Origin of the sequence: Pontibacter mucosus (assembly GCF_003054055.1) — a bacterium.
Classification (GTDB): Bacteria; Bacteroidota; Bacteroidia; order Cytophagales; family Hymenobacteraceae; genus Pontibacter; species Pontibacter mucosus.
Window position 1 is genome coordinate 1 of the sequence record NZ_QBKI01000013.1, and the last position, 19,749, is coordinate 19,749.

The following is a 19,749-nucleotide window of genomic DNA, read 5'->3' on the forward strand; positions in this document are numbered from 1 at the left end:
CAACTGTGTTGGAATTAAGGTCATGGTGCAGGTAGTGCAGGAAGAAGCGAAGCGCCTCTTCCCTGTCGTGTTTCGAGACGAGCTTTGAGGCCTCATAGAAAATGTGCTCAACCGAGGGGTTCTTCTTGTTGAGTCTGCCTAGCCGGTAAACACCCTCAATAAAGGTCTCCTTTTTCCCATCGGCTAGTTGAGTGGAAAGCTGCTCCAACTGCGTCTTCCAGCGGGTGACGTTTTGCGCGTTCAGCTCTATCTCAGTCGCCTCATCCGGCTGCTCCACCTGGGATATCAGTTTAGGGATAGCTGCATCAACCATCTCCCCAATGCGTGAGTCAAACTCTGATGCCAGTTCATCATTGTTTCCGGTGTAGGCGGTGGAAATCTTACGCTTGTGTAGGAAAGCCTCCCGGACAGCGTACTCGCATCGCTTAAAAATCGTGACATAGACGTCTATGGCTACACGCTGGCGGGTATAACTGTCGTCATAACTGCTCCAGTAGTAGGAGTCTTGCGCCTTGTAAACAACAATTGCCATCTCCTGTATGAACTGAATCTCCTTGGTCATGGAGGTGCCTTTTCGCTGGAGCTGCTTCTTAAGCTCCTTCATCACGCTTAGGTACAGCTTTGCCGTGGCCATGCAGCATCCTTCCATGGAGGTAAAAGCATTGTCGAAGTAGGCGACTTTATTAAGCAGACCCACCTCTTGGGTGTTAAGGCCAAGCTTCTGCTTCAGGCGCTTTCCTAGTTTCCACTGATCGGCGTCATAAGAGAGTGCCGTTTCAAAAGAAGTGATTTTGTCAACTTGCTGTTCTATGTTTTGGAAAGCTGCATAAGAGGCAGGTTGTCTTTCCGTCACTGCTTGCTGCTGTCCGTGGTATGTATTCACCAAGGAAGCATACGATGGTTTTTGCGCTAGCCTATCCTTTGTGGTGACCGGTGCATCAATCCTGTACGTGCTACCCGTTACGTCGATGATAGCATCATCTTCTACAGGAGTAGCTTTTGTTTCGTCTTCCATCCTACCTGATGTTGCTTGGGCTTGCCCTGTACCGGAGCTTTCTTCCTGTCTATTGTGGGTATCGACTGCCTTGTCCTGATTTACTTGCTGTTCTTTACTTAGAGGGGTTGGATGTAGGGGGAAGCGCTTCTCAGTCGTTGTATGCTGCTGTTTTCCGTCATGTGTAGTTATCACCGGTGCATCGGATGGCTTTTGTGGTACTGTAGCCTTTATGTTGAGTGCTGAACCGATACTATGCGTTATGTTAGTTACAGGGGTAATAGACGCGCCCTCTGCTTGTCTAACCTTTACTCCATTTTCCAATTTGCGCACTGGGTCCCGATCCTGCACGCTTTCAGGTCTACTATGGGTAGAGGTTGACTTTACTTCAGCCACTCTCTTATTACTGTTTCTCTTGAAGATAGCCCTATATGTCGGGGGCAGGACTACTAAGCCTAGTAACAGGTTGATTGCCCCTCCAAAATATTCACCGCTTATAAAACCGACCAAGGCGCCAAGACACCAAACAACCCCAAAAAACCAACGGACAGCATTTATAAAGACCTTCATCTGTTGTATAACTTTTAGAAATAGTATGAGCGTGATTTCATCCCAATATAAATAAAAGTTATATATATTGCATCTGTTGTATAAATATCTAAGCGATGATATAAAGCTTCTTCTTGTTGTCAGTCACCAACTTATAAGGTGTATTGGGTTACCTTGCTTCTTAGGGTTGAAAGATGAAGACCACAGACGAGTTGGATCAGGAAGTAACTAAAAAACCTTAAATAAGAGTGAAGGTTTTCATTCCTCCCATACTAATAGAGGAGTAATATCAAGCTGTTTAAGAAGCAGATAATCACTTAAATGCTTGTGATATAGTAGAAGAAACAATAAAAATAAGCTTACAACAAGCTGAAAAACTTTCGCAGAGTATTTCTGAAGCAGGCTTTTGAAAAAAGCCTTATACATTCAGTTTATCAGTTTTGATTTATAATGTGCAAAACAATCCTTTAAATATAACAATACTATGAATCCATTCTCCATAGCCGGAAGTAAGTGGTGGAAGTGCGACTTCCATAACCATACTCCTGCGTCAACTGATTATGGTAAAGGACCAAATCAAGCTGTTCTCCTTAAAAGAAGCCCTAGGGAGTGGCTGCTTGATTACATGAAGGCAGAAATTGACTGCGTTGGAGTAACGGACCATAATAGTGGAGAATGGATAGACATCCTGAAGATAGAATTGGAGTTAATGGAAGCCGAGCAGCCGGAAGGCTATAGGGCCATAGTTGTTTTTCCTGGAGTTGAGGTTAGTGTCAATGGAGGTATACACATAGTTGCTCTTTTCGATCCATCTAAAGGCACGAAAGACATTAACGGACTATTAGGCGCAGTTGGATTCCCGTTAGAACATGTTGGGAAAAGTGAGTATACATCTAAAGAGTCAATTGATGAAGTAATTGATAGTATTATTGATGCTGGTGGTATAGCTATTCCAGCTCACGTTGACAAGCCTACTGGCTTATTTGAAGTATATGGAGGTAATGTTACTGTAAGGAATCTACTTCTTAGAGAATGTTTACTAGCTATTGAGCTTATTAATAAAGAAAGCGTATTACCAGACACATACAAGCAGCACAGAAAGAGACTAAACTTAGCTGAAATTGTAGGGTCTGACAGTCATTTACCAGAGCAGGCAGGAACAGCCTATACCTGGGTAAAAATGGAAGAGCCAAGTATAGAAGCCCTCAAATTAGCTTTTCACGATGGTGTTGACGGTATTATTAGACATGAAAGCCCACACTCCCAGCCCAATCAAATTGCAGAGAGATATTACATAAGGAAATTAGTTGTCAAAGACGGCTACAAAGCAGGTAATGGGCAACCACTTGTGGTTGAATTTAGTCCATGGCAGACAACCTTAATTGGAGGACGGGGATCAGGAAAGTCTAGTATTATTAACTATCTAAGAATAGCTTTAGATAAATGTGATGGTATCCCAGATAAGATAAAAGCCGATTTTGAGAATTTTAAAAAAGTTGGTTCTAGAGGGGGTGTTGGAATGCTAAAAGCCTCTACAGAAATAGAGGTTTTGATTCAAAAAGATACTAGGTTATTGAAGGTGACTTGGAATCAAACAGACAACTGCATCCTTTCCGAGATGAATGAACAAGGTGACTGGGATTTAATTGGTCCTATGAGTGCTCTTGGAAAGATGTTTCCTATGAGAATATTCAATCAAAAGCAACTTTATGAATTAACAGAAAGTCCAAACCACCTTCTAAACCTCATCGATTCCCAGTTTGATAAGAACGCTTGGTCTCAAGAGTTAGAGAGGTTAGAAGCTATTTGGTATGCTAGCAGGCGTAACCAAAGAGAGCTAGCTAATAGAATGGCGGGTGAACCAGAAACCAAAGAACTTTATAAATCTGTTGAAGGCAAAATCAAAATTTTTGAAGCTTATGGTAACGAGCTTTTAACTAAATTTAAAGAAGAGCAGCAGTCTAATAGACTGATTAAATCTGGAATCAATAGCGTCAAAGGGCTTACTGATAACTTACAAAAAATAATCGAGTCTCAGTCAATTACTTCTATCTATGATTCTAAGATGGGTGATGAGTTAAAAACTAGTGTTTCATCATTTGATGAAGAAGTAAAAGCTCAAATAGTTAGCATTAGCAAGTCAATAGAGAACTTACGGCAAATTGTAATAGCATTTGATACTAATTATGAATCCTCAGAATGGTACACAAAATCACAAGGGACTAAAATAGAGTATGATAAATTTATAAATTCTCTAAAAGAGTCTAATCCAGATGTCAATTTAGATTACGGTGCTTTGTTAGCTCAGAAGCAAGGGCTAGAAGAGAAGCTTAACCAATATAAGGGACTTAAGGATGAATATGATGCCATCACTCAAAATATTAAAGATCAGTACCAATTAATTATTCAACATCATCAGCAGCTTAGGACTCTTAGAAATGAAGTTATTCATAAATGGAGTAAAAATACACAAGGCGGTACCTTAGCTGTTTATCTGAATGAACTAGGTGACTTTGTAAATTCAGAAATCAGTTTTAGAGATCTGATACGAAGGCCAGGTAGCGAATTTGCTAGTGAACTTTTAACTCTTGATGATGATGGGAATCCTACAGGAGGCTTCATTTCTAAAATTTTACAAGAGCAAGACATGCAAAGCCGATGGGGGCTGTTGCAAGAAATAAAACAAAACATTATAACTGCAAGTGAAGCTGATCCTAAGAACCTTGGGATAAAATTCATTAGGCACTTTCAAAAGCTAAAGGAAACTACACCCGAAGACATTGATAGATTATGGCTATGGGTTCCTGAAGATAGGATAGTACTAAAATTAAAAAGACAAGGTGGAAAAGAAGAAGATATTGAAAGCGGTTCTGCAGGTCAAAAGACAGCAGGTATACTGTCATTACTATTAGCGATAGATAATGTACCATTAATTATTGATCAGCCCGAAGACGACTTGGACACTCGAATGGTCACGGAGCTGATTGTAGAAAATTTTAAACGATTAAAGCCCCATCGCCAAGTAATTGTAGTTACTCACAATCCTAATATCGCAGTCAACGCTAGCTCAGAAAAAATTGTTGAGCTAGAATTCAGTTCTGGCCAAATTCGAAAGAAGTGCAGCGGTGCCCTGCAAAAGCATGAGGTAAGATTAGCAGTGTGTGATGTGATGGAGGGAGGTCGTGATGCACTTGAATCTAGATATTATAGAATTTCTAAGGCTCTTACTTGATATTGAGAATATAAATGGTATTGATTCCGTTAGATTTCACACCTCATTTGCTATTAGGGAGCGCCTATACGTAAATACACTCCCCGATAGCTTTTAACAAGTCTGATATAATTTTAGCCATGTGGCAGCCAACTGATTTACCTGTTACTATTGAAGTAGAGACAAAAGCTGTATTGAAGCAGGCAACAACAGCACATCGTTATCTGGCCGAGCTGAAGGGAGTCGCTGCGACTATTCCCAACGAACAGATACTAATCAGCACGCTTACTCTACAGGAAGCGCGGGACAGTTCGGCCATCGAGAACATCATCACCACACAGGATGAGCTCTTTAAAGCCGAACTGCAGGCAGGCTATGCCCTCAGTACCGCTACTAAGGAGGTGCAGAACTATGCCACTGCTCTACGTGAAGGCTTTGAGGCAGTGCGCAAAAATAAAATTCTAAGCTTAAGCCATATTCTTAGGATTCAACAGGAACTTGAGCAGAACAACGCTGGCCTGCGTAAGTTGCCAGGCACGGCGTTGAAAAATGCCAAAACAGGTGAAACGGTTTACACACCGCCGCAGCACCCGGACCAGATAGAACACCTAATGCATAACCTCGTCCAGTATATTAATGATGACGAGGTGTCGGATGTCGACCCGCTGATCAAGATGGCCATCATCCACCACCAGTTTGAGAGCATCCATCCTTTCTATGACGGGAATGGCCGCACCGGACGTATTATCAACATCCTGTACCTGGTATGCAAAGATTTGCTGCAACTGCCTGTGCTATACCTAAGTCGCTACGTGGTGGAAAATAAGGCAGACTATTACCGCCTACTACAGCAGGTACGCGATACAGGTAATTGGGAGGCATGGCTCCTGTTCATGCTTAAAGGAGTGGAAGAAACTGCCAAGCAGACCATCGAGATGGTGAAAAGCATTAACCTCCTCATGCAGCAGTACAAAAAGAGGATTCGTACGGACCTGCCAAAAATATATAGTCAGGATCTGCTCAATAACCTGTTCAAGCATCCTTACACTAAAATCGAGTTTGTCATGAAGGACCTCATGCTGGAGCGGAAAGCCGCTGCTAGATACTTGAACGCACTTGCTGATATAGGACTGCTACAAAAAGAAAAGATAGGCACGAGCAACTACTACCTAAACCTTCCCCTGATCGAGGTTTTTGTGAATGCCAAAGAGCAGTATACATCCACTACTCCAGTTATAGGTACACAAGGATCTTAGTATGTACCAAGAGTACTGTTTTCTGGTACATATAGTGAAAGGTATGTACCAAGAATGCCAGTTCTTGGTACATAAGAAGGCTGATGTGTACCAGAAAGACCTAGTATGGGTATATAAGAGGCAAACTGTGTTATCCGGAAATGCTGTTAATGCATCTTAGTGACTTTGCCACATCCAGTCTGTAAACTGTAACGGCAGACAGGTACCTCCCCCGCTACCGTATAGGTGGTTCCTTAGACTACCGTTCCTCCTGCTGCCCTGTTAATTTTTTAAAATCTCTCGTCGAGCAGAGGCGGTTTACATATTTGTGTACTTATAACCTTTTACAAACGCACCTTTGTAAAAAGAAGCAACAATACCATTGGACGATTCTGGTACAGGTACTACTAGAGAAAGCACATGCTCTGTTTTATACATCTAAAATTACTTCAAAAAGGGGAGGCACCTCATTTAAAAGTGCCTCCCCTTACTTACAAGCTAACTATTTCGCTACAGATATGTTAAATAGGCTGTGCTTTAAAGCCAGCTCTCTCTACCGTGGCGATAACCTCACTGGCAGAGAGGGATTCTGTTTTCACGGTTAGAACTTTGTCTTTGTTGGCTGTATCCACCATCCACTCGCAAACACCTTCGGCGGCATTAAGTACTGGAGTTACTTTAGAAACACAGCCTCCACAGTTTATATTGGTTTTAAACTTTAGGTCTTTCATAATCACTCTATTTTTAGTTACACTACTTAAATTGAACATTACAAAAATACGCGCGCTCAAAGCCGCACTTGTTACATAATGTTCCTTATCTATTACATATTTATTGAAGCATGTTACAGCTTCTGTGCTTTCAGCCTTAAGCTGTTTGTTACAACCGACACAGAGCTTAAGGCCATGGCCGCGCCTGCGATCATTGGATCCAGCAGGAAGCCGTACAGCGGGTACAGCACACCTGCCGCGATCGGGATACCAATCAGGTTGTAGATAAAGGCCCAGAATAAATTCTGTTTGATTGCCCGTACCGTTTGCTTTGACAGCTTTAGTGCTTTAGGAACCTGCTGCAGGTCTGAGGAAATCAAAGTCATCTTAGCCACATCAATGGCTATGTCTGATCCCTTGCCCATGGCAACACTTACATCAGCCTGTGCCAGGGCGTGTGAATCATTGATACCATCCCCTACCATAGCTACGATCTTGCCTTGCGCTTGCAACTCTTTTACAAAAGCCGCTTTATCAGATGGCAAAACTTCGGCTTTGTAATTCTTTACACCTACCTGCGCTGCTACACTGGCGGCTGTTTGCTGGTTATCACCAGTAAGCATGTACACCTCAACCCCTTGCGCCTGCAATGCCTGTATGGCAGCCGTTGAACTTGGCTTAACTTGGTCTGCAATGGCTATCAAAGCTACAGCATTCTGACTCTCTGTAAAGAAGATAACCGTTTTGGCTTCAGCCCTCAAAGCATCTGCGAGCTGTACCAACTTAGGTTCAACATGTACCCCTTCTTCTTCTAAGAGCTTGTGGTTACCCGCTAAATATTGGGTGCCGTGTAGGGAGGCTTTAACTCCGCGCCCTGTTACACTATCAAACGCATCCAGTTCTAGTGACTTTACCTCCAGGTTTCTCAGATGCCGCACCACTGCCTCAGCAAGCGGGTGCTCTGACTGCATTTCCAACGACAATAGCACGGTTTGTAGGTTCTGTTTGCGGGCACTCGCTTCATCAGCCCACACCACATCCGTCACCACCGGTTTGCCCTCTGTGATGGTGCCTGTCTTATCGAGAACGACAGCATTTACTTTATGTGCTTGCTCCAGGCTTTCCGCATCCTTTATCAGAATGCCGTTTTCAGCACCTTTGCCTACGCCCACCATAATAGCAGTTGGTGTTGCCAAGCCCAGAGCACATGGGCAGGCAATAACAAGGACAGTCACCAGAGCCAGTAGGGCCTGAGTCAGCGCATTGTCGCCGCCGAGTATAAACCAAGCGGTAAAGCTAACCAGCGCTATCACCAGCACTACCGGTACAAATATACCAGCGATCTTATCAACCAGTTTTTGTACGGGTGCCTTAGAGCCTTGTGCTTCCTGAACCATCCTGATGATCTGAGCCAACATGGTCTCACTTCCCACGCGCTCAGCCACAAACTGAAAGCTCCCTTTCTGATTGATGGTTCCCGCATACACTTTGGCTCCTTGCTGCTTGGCAACCGGTACGGGTTCCCCTGAAATCATTGATTCGTCTACATAGGAAGTACCCCTCGCCACTTCTCCGTCCACAGGTATCTTCTCTCCGGCGCGTACCAGCAGCAGGTCTCCTTTCTGCACTTCAGAAACCGGCACCTCCCGCTCTTGGTCGCCCTCTACCAACCAAACAGTTTTGGGCTGCAGGCCAATCAGCTTCTTAATGGCGGTGGAGGTATTGGACTTGGCCCTTTCCTCCAGCAGCTTGCCCAACATGATGAACACGATCACCACGGCCGCAGCTTCGAAGTACACGTGCGGGTGCAGCCCGCGTGCATGCCAAAATTCAGGAAAGAAGGTATTAAACACGCTGAAGAGGAACGCAATGCCTGTGCTTAATGACACCAGCGTGTCCATGTTCGCCTTCCCGTTTTTAGCCTGCTTGAAAGCATTTATATAGAAGTTTCGGCCAAAGTAAAACACTACCGGCGCACTAAGCACCATCATGATCCAGTTACCGTAAGGCATGTCCATAAAGAACATTCCGATCAGAAACACCGGCAGGGTAAGAATTGCCGCTGCAATCGTTCTCTTCTTAAGCGCTTGGTAATAGGTATGCTGCTGCTGCTCCTGCTTTTCCTGGGCATTTTCCTGATCAATGATCAAGTCAAAGCCTATTTCCTGCACATTCTTCTGTATATTGGTAAGAGCAATCTGGTCAGGGTCATATGTGACTTGCAGTGTCTGGGATGCGAAATTCACCGCCGCTTGCGATACGCCTGGCTGTGAACTCAACATGGATTCCACACTAAGGGCACAGGAGGCACAGCTCATGCCTGTAACCGGTAAAGACGCTTTATGTAATTTGGAGGCAGTTTTGCTCGTACTCTTTTCTGGAGCATGTAAATTTTTTCCCATATTCCACTCATATTTTAATACAAAGGTATAGCTTGAACCAGCCTTAGCTGTTACATAATTATAATAAACTGTTACAGATTTCCTTAGAATGTGTTGGGCGCCTACCGGGCTGTAAATGGTTTTGATAATGAACTGTAGCCCCTCTACTGCTGCCTGCCGTTTTCAGCCACGCTACTTTTTGGACCGGGAAGTCAGGCTATTTTTGTAACGTGTAGTAAAGGGAAATCATATTATTTATTTACCTTCTATGAATGTGTCCCATCCTTCATTTGGCTGTACAGGCGTGTTTCCATGATTCTGATGAGCCCTCCATTGGATAGATGGCTACAAAGAATATATAAAAAATATTGCAAATTTTGTAAAAGATGTCATGTACTTCTATTGTACCTTTGCAGCAACCGAAATTATGAAAGCTCTTCACCGGACTATACTGCTAACGCTTACGCTGCTGGTGCTCGTCTCCTCGACTGGCATCTCAGTGGCCATGCATTTGTGCGGCGGTGAGTTACGCGATCTTTCTTCCTTAGGCACTGCGGCAGATTGCCCCATGGAGCAGCAAAAAGAAAAACTGCCGGCCTGCCATAACCTTCCTGCCTCTGATGACGCTGGTTCCGATTGCTGTGACGACCATACCCTGGTTTTTCAGTACGAAGATGCCTCTACACACAGCAATGCCCAGTTTCTTGCTAAGGCCTTAGACATCAAATTTGTAGTCGCTTTCCAGGCTATCATCCTTCAGTTCTTCGCTTCGGAGACTGATCTTAAACCAACCTACGCACTCTACAAGTCTCCCCCACTGGCCCGCGATATTCCGGTGCTTGTGCAATCTTTCCTGCTATAGCCTTATATGAACCTGATGCCATGGTATGGCTGGCGTAGCTGTGTCTTCTCCTGAAGAAAAAGGCTGGTCTTCCTATATGCTCTGGCATCACCTTCTATTTGCCACAAGCCTGTGGCTGCTCAATTTCCTGTTAAGGTTCATTTTTTACTCTCATGATTGCGAAATTAATATCCCTTTCGCTCCGTAACCGGTATATCGTCCTGCTCATTTCAGCGGCACTATTCGGATGGGGCTTGTATTCCGTGCAGACAAATAAGGTGGATGCCATCCCGGATTTGTCTGAAAACCAGGTAATCGTTTTTACCGAATGGATGGGCCGCAGCCCCCAGATCATCGAAGATCAGGTCACTTACCCGCTGGTGACCAACCTGCAGGGTTTGCCCCAGGTAAAGTATGTGCGCGGCAGCTCCATGTTCGGCATGAGCTTTATCTACGTCATCTTTGAAGACGAAACAGACGTGTACTGGGCGAGGACCCGTGTGCTGGAACGACTTAACTCTGTCGGCAACATGCTGCCGGAAGGTGTCACCCCTACCCTGGGCCCGGACGGTACCGGCGTGGGCCATATCCTGTGGTATACCCTGGATGCCCCGGGCATGGACCTGGGGGAGCAGCGCGCCGTTCAGGACTGGTATGTGAAGTTTGCGCTTCAGAACGTGAAAGGCGTCAGCGAAGTAGCCTCCTTTGGTGGCTTTCAGCAGCAGTACCAGATCACGCTGGATCCCAACAAGCTTACCTACTATAAACTCTCGGTACCGCAGGTTATCCAGGCCATCCGCGCCAATAACAACGAAGCCGGTGGCCGTAAATTCGAACTATCCGACATCGGCTATATCATCAAAACTACCGGCTACTTACAATCTACAGAAGAGATTCAAAACATTGCCATCGCCACCAACAACTCCATACCGGTGCGGGTACGCGATGTGGCATCGGTGCAGATGACGGGCGAAAGCCGCCTGGGTATTTTCGACGTGAACGGTGAGGGCGAAGCAGTGGGCGGCATTGTGGTGATGCGCTACGGGGAAAATGCAGACGAGGTGATCGACCTGGTGAAGGTGAAGATGGAAGAGGTCGCCAAAGGCCTTCCCGAAGGCGTGAAGTTCAACATCGTTTACGACCGCAGCGGCCTGATCAACGAATCGGTAGACTCCATCAAAAAGACCCTGATCGAAGAAATGCTGGTAGCCTCCGTGATCGTGTTCCTGTTCCTCTTCCACTGGCGAAGCGCCCTTGTCATCCTGATTCAGCTGCCGCTCTCGGTTGCCATTGGCTTTATACTGCTCAACGCCTTCGGTATCTCTTCCAACATCATGTCGCTTACCGGCATCGCCCTATCTATCGGTGTGATAGTGGACGATGCCATTGTGATGGTAGAGAACGCCTACCGGCATCTGGCAGACGCACAGAAGGGGAAAGAGTGGGTGGAGGAACAGTAAAATAAATGAGCTCAAACTGTCATTTCGAATGCTCTTGAGGCGAGAGCCGAGGAGAGCCAGCGCACCTGAGAGAAAACTGATTTAGATCTCTCCTGTCGTCGAGATGACAAAATAATCACTCATTCACTCAATCAATTATTCAAAATTGAAAATGAAATTATCAAACGAAGATAGACTCCGGATCATAGAGAAGGCTGCCAAGCAGGTAGGGCCAAGCGTGTTCTGGAGTACCGTGATCGTCATCACCTCTTTCCTGCCGGTATTCCTGCTCACGGGCCAGGAAGGAAAGCTTTTTGGCCCATTGGCCTGGACAAAAACCTTTATCCTTATCGTGGACGCCATCGTGGCCATCACGCTTACGCCTGTGCTCATCTCCTTTTTCCTCAAAGGGAAATTCAAAGATGAGAGCGCCAACCCGATCAACCGGGCGCTGGAACGGGTGTACGGACCGGTGCTGAAGTGGTGCCTGAAGTGGCGAAAAACCACCATCGGGGTCAACATTCTGGCTTTGCTGGTTTCCATCCCCATGCTCTTTAGCCTGGGCACCGAATTTATGCCGCCGCTGGACGAAGGCTCTATCCTGTTCATGCCCGTCACGCTGCCCGATATTTCCAACGCCGAGGCCAAGCGCATTCTGCAGGTGCAGGACAAGATCATCAAATCCGTACCCGAAGTGGAGAGCGTGTTAGGCAAAGCTGGCCGCGCCAGCACGGCCACCGACAACTCCCCGATCAGCATGATCGAAACGATCATCATGCTCAAACCACGGTCGGAATGGCGCGAAGGCGTCACCAAACAGGACATCATCCGGGAACTTGACACCAAGCTGCAGATCCCGGGTGTGGTAAACGGATGGACTATGCCCATCATTAACCGCATCAACATGCTGGCTACCGGCATCCGTACCGATGTGGGCGTGAAAGTGTATGGCCAGAACCTGGATTCCATCGCGTCGGTGTCAGAAAGAGTGCGGACTGCTTTGCGTGACGTCGAAGGCGTAAATGACCTATTCGTAGAGCCGATCACAGGTGGTAAATACCTGGAAATAGACATCAACCGGGAAGCCATCAGCCGCTATGGCCTGACCGTAGACGACGTGAACATGATCGTGGAATCTGCCCTGGGCGGCACGCCGATAGGTAATACCATCGAAGGGCGCCAGCGCTTCTCGATTAACGTGCGCCTGGCACAGGAGTACCGCAACAGCGTGGAGCGGATTGAGCGCATTCCCATACAGACGGCTTCGGCAGGCACTATCCCGCTTGCTTCTGTTGCCACGGTGCGGTTTACCGAAGGGCCTCCGATGATCAACTCCGAGAATGCGCAGCTGCGCGGGGCCGTGCTTTTCAACGTGCGCGACCGCGACCTTGGCAGCACCGTGCAGGAGGCAATCGAAAAGATCAATGCCGAAGTAACCGGCCTGCCCAACGGCTATTACCTGGAATGGAGCGGCCAGTGGGAAAACCAGGTGCGCGCCAACCAGACCCTGCAAATCATTCTTCCGCTGGTGGTCCTCATCATCTTCTTTATTCTGTACTTCTCCTTCAACTCCTTAAAAGAAGCCTTCTTCAGCCTGATCACCATCCCGTTTGCCCTGATCGGCGGGGTATTCATTGTCTACTTCTACGGCGTGAACCTGTCGGTAGCGGTGGCAGTAGGTTTTATCGCCTTGTTTGGTATGGCCATTGAAACGGGTATGCTGATGGTGGTGTACCTGAACGAGGCCATGCACGAGCTGGTGGCACTGAAAGGCAACAGCAGCGAGACGATCACCAAGCAGGACATCCGCGATTACGTGTTTAAAGGAGCGGTCAAGCGCCTTCGCCCCAAGATCATGACCGTGTCGGTATCGCTGTTCGGCCTGATCCCGGTGCTTTGGGCAACCGGTGTGGGCACTGACGTCATGCTTCCGATCGTGCTGCCGCTGATCGGAGGCGTCCTTACCTCTTCCATCCACATCCTGCTGGTAACCCCGGTGGTGTTTGAATTGACAAAAGAGTATGAATTAAAGAAGCACGGTAAACTAGAGATATACGATGTTAAGCATTAAAAAAATTAATTGGTTGTTTGTGTTTGTGTTGCTGGCTGGCACCCCGGTGCTGGCCCAGCAGCAACATACCATCAACTTGGACAGCGTACTGCAGCGCATCAGCGACAATAACCCGATGCTGCAACAGTATAGATACCGCGCAAAAGCCATGGATGCCTACGCTGAAGGCGCAAAGAGCTGGATGGCGCCCATGGTTGGCGGCGGTATGTTCATGGCTCCCTACCCAGGTGCCGAGATCATGGACGAACGCGATAAAGGCGCTTGGATGATATCGGCAGAGCAGGACATTCCGAACCCGGTAAAACAACGCGCCAAAGAAAAATATATGCAGTCGAAAGCGGGCATTGAACAGGCGGCCCGGGACGTGACCTTTAACGAACTTCGTGCGCAGGCCAAAACGGCCTACTACAATTGGGTGGTGCTGGAAAAACAGCTTGCTGTGCTCAAAGACAACGAGCGGATCATGGAGTACATGCTGAAGCTGGCCCGTATCCGCTATCCCTACAATCAGGGTAAGCTAGGGGGCGTTTACAAGGCCGAAGCCAGGCTGCATGAAGTGCAGAACATGCAGGTGATGACGGCAACCCAGATCGAGCAGCAGAACGTGCAGCTCAACATCCTGATGAACCTGCCCAAGAACCAGCGCTATAAGATTGACACCACAGTCGCTGCTCCTGCTCCCGCTGTCCTTGCCGTTGATACGACCTTCCTGAGCAGCGCCCGAAGCGACATCCGCCAACTCGACAGAACCATTCAATCCATGCAGCTGAACGTGGAGATGGAGAAGAAGGAACGCCTGCCGGATTTTATCCTTCGTTTTGACCACATGTACCCGCGCGACAACATGATGCCGCAGCAGTTCACGGCCATGGGCATGATATCGATCCCGATCGCGCCCTGGTCGTCGAAGATGTACAAGGCCAACACCAAGGCCATGAACCTGGAGATACAGGCTATGCAGCGTGAGCGGGAAGCCATGCTTAACGAAGCGCAAGGCATGGCGCGAAACATGGCCCTGGAGCTAAATACAATGCGGGAGCAGGTAGAAAATTACAACGGCAGGATCATCCCGGCGCTGAAGAAGAACTATGACGTGACCCTGCAGGCCTATGAGCAGAACAGTGAAGAGCTGCCCTTGGTGATCGACGCCTGGGAAGCCCTGAACATGGCGCAGATGGAGTCTCTCAAACTGCTGCAGTCGCTCTACCAGATGACGGTGAGTTACGAGAAAGAAATAGAGAAATAAATGGTAAATGCGCGAGTGGGAAGGAGTGAATTAAAAAAGCTTAGGCACGCACTACCTCCATCACTCATACAAAAATAGACATGAAACGATACCTGAACATCCTCTTCCTGTTGGTGGCAATCGCTGTGGCTGCCTGCTCGGTGGAAGAAAAAACACATGCAGAGGGCGAAACGGAGTATACCTGCCCCATGCACCCGCAGATCGTGCAAAATAAGCCTGGCGCATGCCCAATCTGCGGCATGGACCTGGTGCCAAAGTCTGTGCACGGGGAGGGAATTGAAATAACCGAAGACCTGGCGTTCCTGCTCAAACCAACCAATACTACCGTGGTAGCCAACATCACCACCTCCAAACCAGAGCAGAAATCGGTAGAGTCCGCCGTGCAGATGGACGGTATTATTACCTATGATCCGCGTCGTGTTTACTCAGTGCCGGCTCGTGTGGGGGGACGCATCGAGAAGCTGTTTGTCAAATACAATTTCCAGCCGATCCGCAAGGGCCAGAAGCTGATGGAAGTTTACAGCCCGGACCTGATCACGGCGCAGCGCGAGTTATTGTATCTGGTAAAGTCCGCTCCGGAGGACGAGCAATTGATTGCTTCTGCCAGACAAAAACTGCAGTACCTGGGCGCTACCAACGAGCAGATCAACCGCCTTATCCGTAGCGGCGAAGAGAGCTATACTTTCGCACTCTACAGCCCATACGATGGTTATGTAATCGATCTGAACGCTGCTGCTCCTGAAGCTACGGCAAGTATGGCTCCTGCTCCGGCAGCTAGCTCCGGTGGCGGTATGGACGCCATGGGTGGAAGCAGCGCAGCAACTGCTCCATCTACAGCCCCCACGCCCCCAGCCGGACAAGCCATTCAATTACGTGAAGGCATGTACGTAACCGTTGGTCAGCCACTCGTGCGTGTGGTAAATGCAGATCAGCTTTGGGCAGAATTTAATGTGCCTGCAGGCGAGATGAAGGCATTGTCAAAAGGAGCCCCAATACAGATCTCGTTCCCGCAATTACCCGGCGAGAGGCTTGATGCCAAAGTGGATTTCTTTCAGCCTTTCTTTGACGAGGGGGAGAACTTTGCCAAGGTGCGGGTGTACCTGCCAAGCGACAGGAAGCAGGTGATGGTAGGCCAGTTGGTTAGCGCTGAGGCAACCTATAAAACAGAACCAGCGCTGTGGGTGCCTGCGGCTGCCGTACTCGATATCGGCACCAAGACGGTGGCCTTCCGGAAGATGAACGGTGTGTTCGAACCGGTAGCCGTCACCACAGGTGCTCGTGCTGGCAAAGAGATCCAGATCACATCCGGCCTGAAACAGACGGACACCCTTGCCAGCAACGCACAATTCCTGGTTGACAGCGAAAGCTTTATCAAGGTTAATAATTAAAGAGAACCATGAGACGATATTTGAACATACTCTTCCTGCTGACAGCTATACTTGTAGCTGCCTGTTCGGTGGAAGAAAAAACGCATGCTGATGGCGAATCAGCAACCTATACCTGCCCGATGCACCCGCAGATCGTTCAGAACAAGCCCGGCACCTGCCCTATCTGCTTTATGGACCTGGTGCCAGTGTCACAAACGGGTAAGGAAAATGGGGAACTGATGCTGAGCCAAAGCCAGATTGCCCTGGGCAACATCCAGACCAAGCGTGTCAAGTTCGGTTCGGTAGGAAGCAACGCTATCCTTACCGGCAAACTGGTGCTCGACGAAACGCAGACCGATGTGGTGAGCAGCCGTGCCGCCGGCCGAATTGAGAAACTATACCTGAAAGAAAGCGGCCAGCCCATCCGCAAGGGACAGCCCTTGTACGAGCTTTACTCGGAAGAGCTGCTGACGCTGCAGCGCGAATACCTGCTGGCGCTTCGGCAAAATCAGGAACTGGGGAAAGAAGCGCCTCGCTTCGCTTCCTTTCTGGAGGCTGCCAAAAAGAAGCTCCTGCTTTACGGCCTGACAGAGGCACAGATCCAGCGTCTGGCCAGCTCGGGGCAGGTGAGCCCGCGTATCACTTTTGTAGCTCCCGTTGGCGGTGTGGTAACCGAAGTAGCCGCAGCCGAAGGCCAGTACGTGGCAGAGGGCGGGGTGCTTTACCGCCTGGGCAAGCTCGACAAAATCTGGGTAGAAGCCGAGCTGTATCCGCAGGAGCTTGAGCGGGTAAAGGAAGGCGACGCGCTGAAAGTCGCGGTCGAGGGCTTCAATCAATCGCCCGTCACCGCAACCGTGACCTTCATCAGTCCGGAGCTGAAGGCAGCCAGCCAGGTGGCCGTCCTTCGCGCCGAACTGCCTAACCCCAACCAGCTGTACCTGCCGGGCATGCAGGCAAGCGTTATCCTGCGCAACCCGAGCGGCGGCGCCCTTACGCTGCCAACCGATGCGGTGATCCGGGACAGCAAAGGCAGCCATGTGTGGGTGCAGTCGGGAAAGGATACCTTCAAAGCCCAAATGGTAAAACTGGGCGTAGAGAGCGCCGACAGCGTGGCCATACTTTCGGGCTTGCAGGAAAACGACAAGGTTGTGGTGAGCGGAGCCTACCTGTTGTACAGCGAGTTTGTACTTAAAAAGGGCGCTGACCCGATGGCAGGACATCAGCACTAAGTATACGATGAAGGAATGTTGCAGAACCGGCGATGAACAGCCGCCCAAAAAAAGAAACACATGGTCAAAATGGATCCTGTACCTGGTCATCCTGCTGGCACTGGGATTTGTTATACTTGAACAAATTACAAATTAATATCCTACGTGATGAAAAAGAACCTATTTTATATGGTTGTGTTTGGCACCTTTACATTGGCCTCCTGTACTTCAGAAAAGGCACCTCATGCAGAGGCAAGTAGGGCCATTGAAACTACTGCAGAAGCACCGGCTGGCGGTCACAGAAGCCACGTGGCTGCTACCGCTACACCAGCAGCTCCTGCAGACCTGATGACCAAAGACGGCCTTCCAAAAGACCTGGTGTGCATGGTGAACAATGCCTACATGGGCAAAAAGCAGTTCCCGGTAGCCTTTGAAGACAAGATGTACTATGGCTGCTGCGAAATGTGTGTTAAAACAATCCAAAATGAACGCCAGGTACGTTACGCAACTGATCCGGTAACAGGCCAGGAAGTAGATAAGTCTAAGGCTTTTATCGCCCTGAAGCCGGGCAGCACCAATGGCGATGTATTATACTTTGCTTCTGAAGAGAACTATAAGAAGTACAAGCAGTAATAAAGCGGAAGTATAGCGCAGAGCAGGTGTAATGTCTTACCCATTTTTTCTATCCTGCTTTACAACCAATTGAATTCAAATTAAAACTATAACCTATAACTATTGAAACCAATGATGAAAAGAACCCTTGTAGCCGCTGCTCTGGCAGCATTCATGTTTACCTCCTGCTCAGAAGGTAAGAAAGAAACTACTGCCGAAACCGAAAACCACGAGCACCACGAAGGTATGGCCCATGGCGACAACATGCGGGCTGAAGGTAAAGTAGTCGTGGAGGTACCAGATTATACTTCGGTAGCTGGCCCTGTTAAAGAGCAAATTGCCGCAGTAGTAGAAAGCTATCTTAAACTGAAAGATAACCTGGTTGCTTCTGACGCTGCTAAAGCACAGGCTGACGCCAAAGCCGTATTGGCAGCCGCTGATAAAGTAGATGTATCTGCACTGCAGGGTGAACAGAAATCCTTTGCTGAAGAAAGACTGGGTGAGGTAAAACAAAGCGCTTCTAAAATGGCAGAATCTACAGACCTGGCTGCACAGCGTGGCCAATTGGAGTTGCTTTCTGAAGCTACTTTTGCCCTGACGAAAGCATTCGGTGCTTCTGGTCAGACGTTGTACTACCAGTACTGCCCGATGGCCAACAACGACCAGGGTGCTTACTGGATGAGCTCCAATCAGGAGATCCGAAACCCCTATTTTGGCGAGCAGATGCTCAAGTGCGGCAGCACAGAAGAATCAATAAATTAAATATGTTTATAAAGACCGATACTCTTATGAAAGCCTGTAATTTATTTATTTGGGGTTTGGCACTTGTTGCCGGGCTCGGGGCCTGCAACAAGGAGATGGACCATGATGAGATGGAAATGCCCCTCAATATAAACTACCCGGCGGCTTTTGTGGTGAACGGGCAGGACAACAGTCTATCTGTTATTAAGTTAGCGGACAATCAAGTAGTGGAGACTATAAAACTCAAGGATGCTGTTGCGCCCCATCACGTTTCGCTCAGCCCCGACAAGACCAAACTGGCCGTGGCTGTTACCTCCACAGACTTGAGCGGTGGACACGGTGTTGGGCATGGAGCTAACAGCAGTTTTAAAGTTGTTATTCTTGATGCAATTACAGGCTTGGCGCTTAGAACTTTAGATTTGCCGAAGATGCCCCACAATGCCGCCTTCAATGCGAATGGGACTGAGCTGTGGATTGGGCAATCGGATGATAACTCTGGGACAGTAGTTGTTTATAATACTGCTGATTGGGCTGTAAAAAACACCATCGCTGTAGGTAAAAGTCCCTCAGAGGTCACCTTCTCAGTAGATGGTGCTGCGGCTTTTGTGGCCAACACAGGAGCAGCGACGGTCTCGGTCATAGAACCCACTACAAAGTCTGTTACAGCGACCCTACCTGTAGGTGAGGATCCGGTAGGAGCATGGCCTGCCACAAACGGTAAGATGTACGTGGACAATGAGACGTCGCAGACTGTAAGCGTTATAGATGTGTCCAGTGCTTCAATAACAGAGACGCTTACACTTGGCTTTAAACCAGGCTATGTTGCCTTTCAGGACAAATCGGGTGAACTGTGGGTGAGCAATGCGACAAGCGGTAAAGTAGTTATTTACCAGCGCAGCGGAGGTGCCTGGACTAAGAAGGCGGAGGTGCCAACCGGTAGCGATGCTCATGCCATTGCCTTCAACAAAGACAGAAGCTTGGCCTATGTCACCAATCAAGGTGCTCACACGGTAACAGTGCTGGATGCTGCAACCTACACGAAGGTAAAGGAAGTTGCAGTCGGCAGGATGCCTAACGGTATAGTCCTAAAGCAATAATTCATCTGTCAATTTGCTCACCCTTACCTGACTGTGACGTTAGTCAG

General features: G+C 48.2%; 14 protein-coding genes. 11 read left to right on the forward strand and 3 right to left on the reverse strand.

What is annotated here, in order from left to right; translation table 11 throughout:
• Positions 1 to 1,015: hypothetical protein (locus C8N40_RS22495; protein WP_211318157.1), on the reverse strand; the 1,015-nt coding region annotated here is incomplete at its 3' end.
• Between the two features lie 1,012 nt (positions 1,016 to 2,027).
• Here C8N40_RS22495 and C8N40_RS20075 point away from each other — a divergent pair.
• On the forward strand, positions 2,028 to 4,775 hold the full coding sequence (locus C8N40_RS20075; RefSeq protein WP_108213607.1) for a TrlF family AAA-like ATPase: 2,748 nt from the start codon (positions 2,028 to 2,030) through the stop codon (positions 4,773 to 4,775).
• A gap of 119 nt (positions 4,776 to 4,894) precedes the next feature.
• Entirely contained in the window at positions 4,895 to 6,010 is a 1,116-nt protein-coding gene (locus tag C8N40_RS20080; RefSeq protein ID WP_108213608.1) for a Fic family protein, read from the forward strand.
• Positions 6,011 to 6,510: 500 nt separating this feature from the next.
• On the opposite strand, the gene C8N40_RS20085 is transcribed toward C8N40_RS20080, so the two are convergent.
• Both C8N40_RS20085 and C8N40_RS20090 read right to left on the reverse strand, forming a co-directional pair.
• Positions 6,511 to 6,720, reverse strand: a complete 210-nt coding sequence (locus C8N40_RS20085; RefSeq protein ID WP_108213609.1) for a heavy-metal-associated domain-containing protein — start codon at positions 6,718 to 6,720, stop codon at positions 6,511 to 6,513.
• 113 nt (positions 6,721 to 6,833) lie between these two features.
• Positions 6,834 to 9,101 carry a heavy metal translocating P-type ATPase gene (locus tag C8N40_RS20090; protein WP_170114169.1) on the reverse strand — a complete coding sequence of 756 codons (2,268 nt, stop codon included), beginning with the start codon at positions 9,099 to 9,101 and terminating at the stop codon, positions 6,834 to 6,836.
• 406 nt (positions 9,102 to 9,507) lie between these two features.
• On the opposite strand from C8N40_RS20090, the gene C8N40_RS20095 reads away from it, so the two are divergent.
• The 9 genes from C8N40_RS20095 (at position 9,508) to C8N40_RS20135 (ending at position 19,702) form a co-directional block, all read left to right on the forward strand.
• Positions 9,508 to 9,942, forward strand: coding sequence for an HYC_CC_PP family protein (locus C8N40_RS20095; RefSeq protein WP_146173613.1), 435 nt, complete (start codon positions 9,508 to 9,510; stop codon positions 9,940 to 9,942).
• Positions 9,943 to 10,094: 152 nt separating this feature from the next.
• Entirely contained in the window at positions 10,095 to 11,381 is a 1,287-nt protein-coding gene (locus C8N40_RS20100; RefSeq protein ID WP_108213612.1) for an efflux RND transporter permease subunit, read from the forward strand.
• A gap of 151 nt (positions 11,382 to 11,532) precedes the next feature.
• Entirely contained in the window at positions 11,533 to 13,431 is a 1,899-nt protein-coding gene (locus tag C8N40_RS20105) for an efflux RND transporter permease subunit (protein WP_108213613.1), read from the forward strand.
• Complete coding sequence (locus C8N40_RS20110; protein ID WP_108213614.1) at positions 13,418 to 14,677, forward strand: TolC family protein; 1,260 nt, start codon at positions 13,418 to 13,420, stop codon at positions 14,675 to 14,677. The genes C8N40_RS20105 and C8N40_RS20110 overlap by 14 nt, the downstream gene beginning before the upstream one ends.
• An 80-nt stretch (positions 14,678 to 14,757) precedes the next feature.
• The gene (locus C8N40_RS20115; protein ID WP_108213615.1) at positions 14,758 to 16,065 is read left to right on the forward strand and encodes a heavy metal-binding domain-containing protein; all 1,308 of its coding nucleotides are present in this window, start codon (positions 14,758 to 14,760) and stop codon (positions 16,063 to 16,065) included.
• 8 nt (positions 16,066 to 16,073) lie between these two features.
• Entirely contained in the window at positions 16,074 to 17,273 is a 1,200-nt protein-coding gene (locus C8N40_RS20120) for an efflux RND transporter periplasmic adaptor subunit (protein WP_108213616.1), read from the forward strand.
• Positions 17,274 to 17,420: 147 nt separating this feature from the next.
• Positions 17,421 to 17,885 (forward strand): hypothetical protein, encoded by a 465-nt coding sequence (locus tag C8N40_RS20125; RefSeq protein ID WP_108213617.1) that lies wholly within the window; start codon positions 17,421 to 17,423, stop codon positions 17,883 to 17,885.
• 111 nt (positions 17,886 to 17,996) lie between these two features.
• Complete coding sequence (locus C8N40_RS20130; RefSeq protein ID WP_108213618.1) at positions 17,997 to 18,626, forward strand: DUF3347 domain-containing protein; 630 nt, start codon at positions 17,997 to 17,999, stop codon at positions 18,624 to 18,626.
• A 2-nt stretch (positions 18,627 to 18,628) separates the two neighbouring features.
• Positions 18,629 to 19,702 (forward strand): YncE family protein, encoded by a 1,074-nt coding sequence (locus C8N40_RS20135; RefSeq protein ID WP_245905202.1) that lies wholly within the window; start codon positions 18,629 to 18,631, stop codon positions 19,700 to 19,702.
• Positions 19,703 to 19,749: the final 47 nt, after the last annotated feature.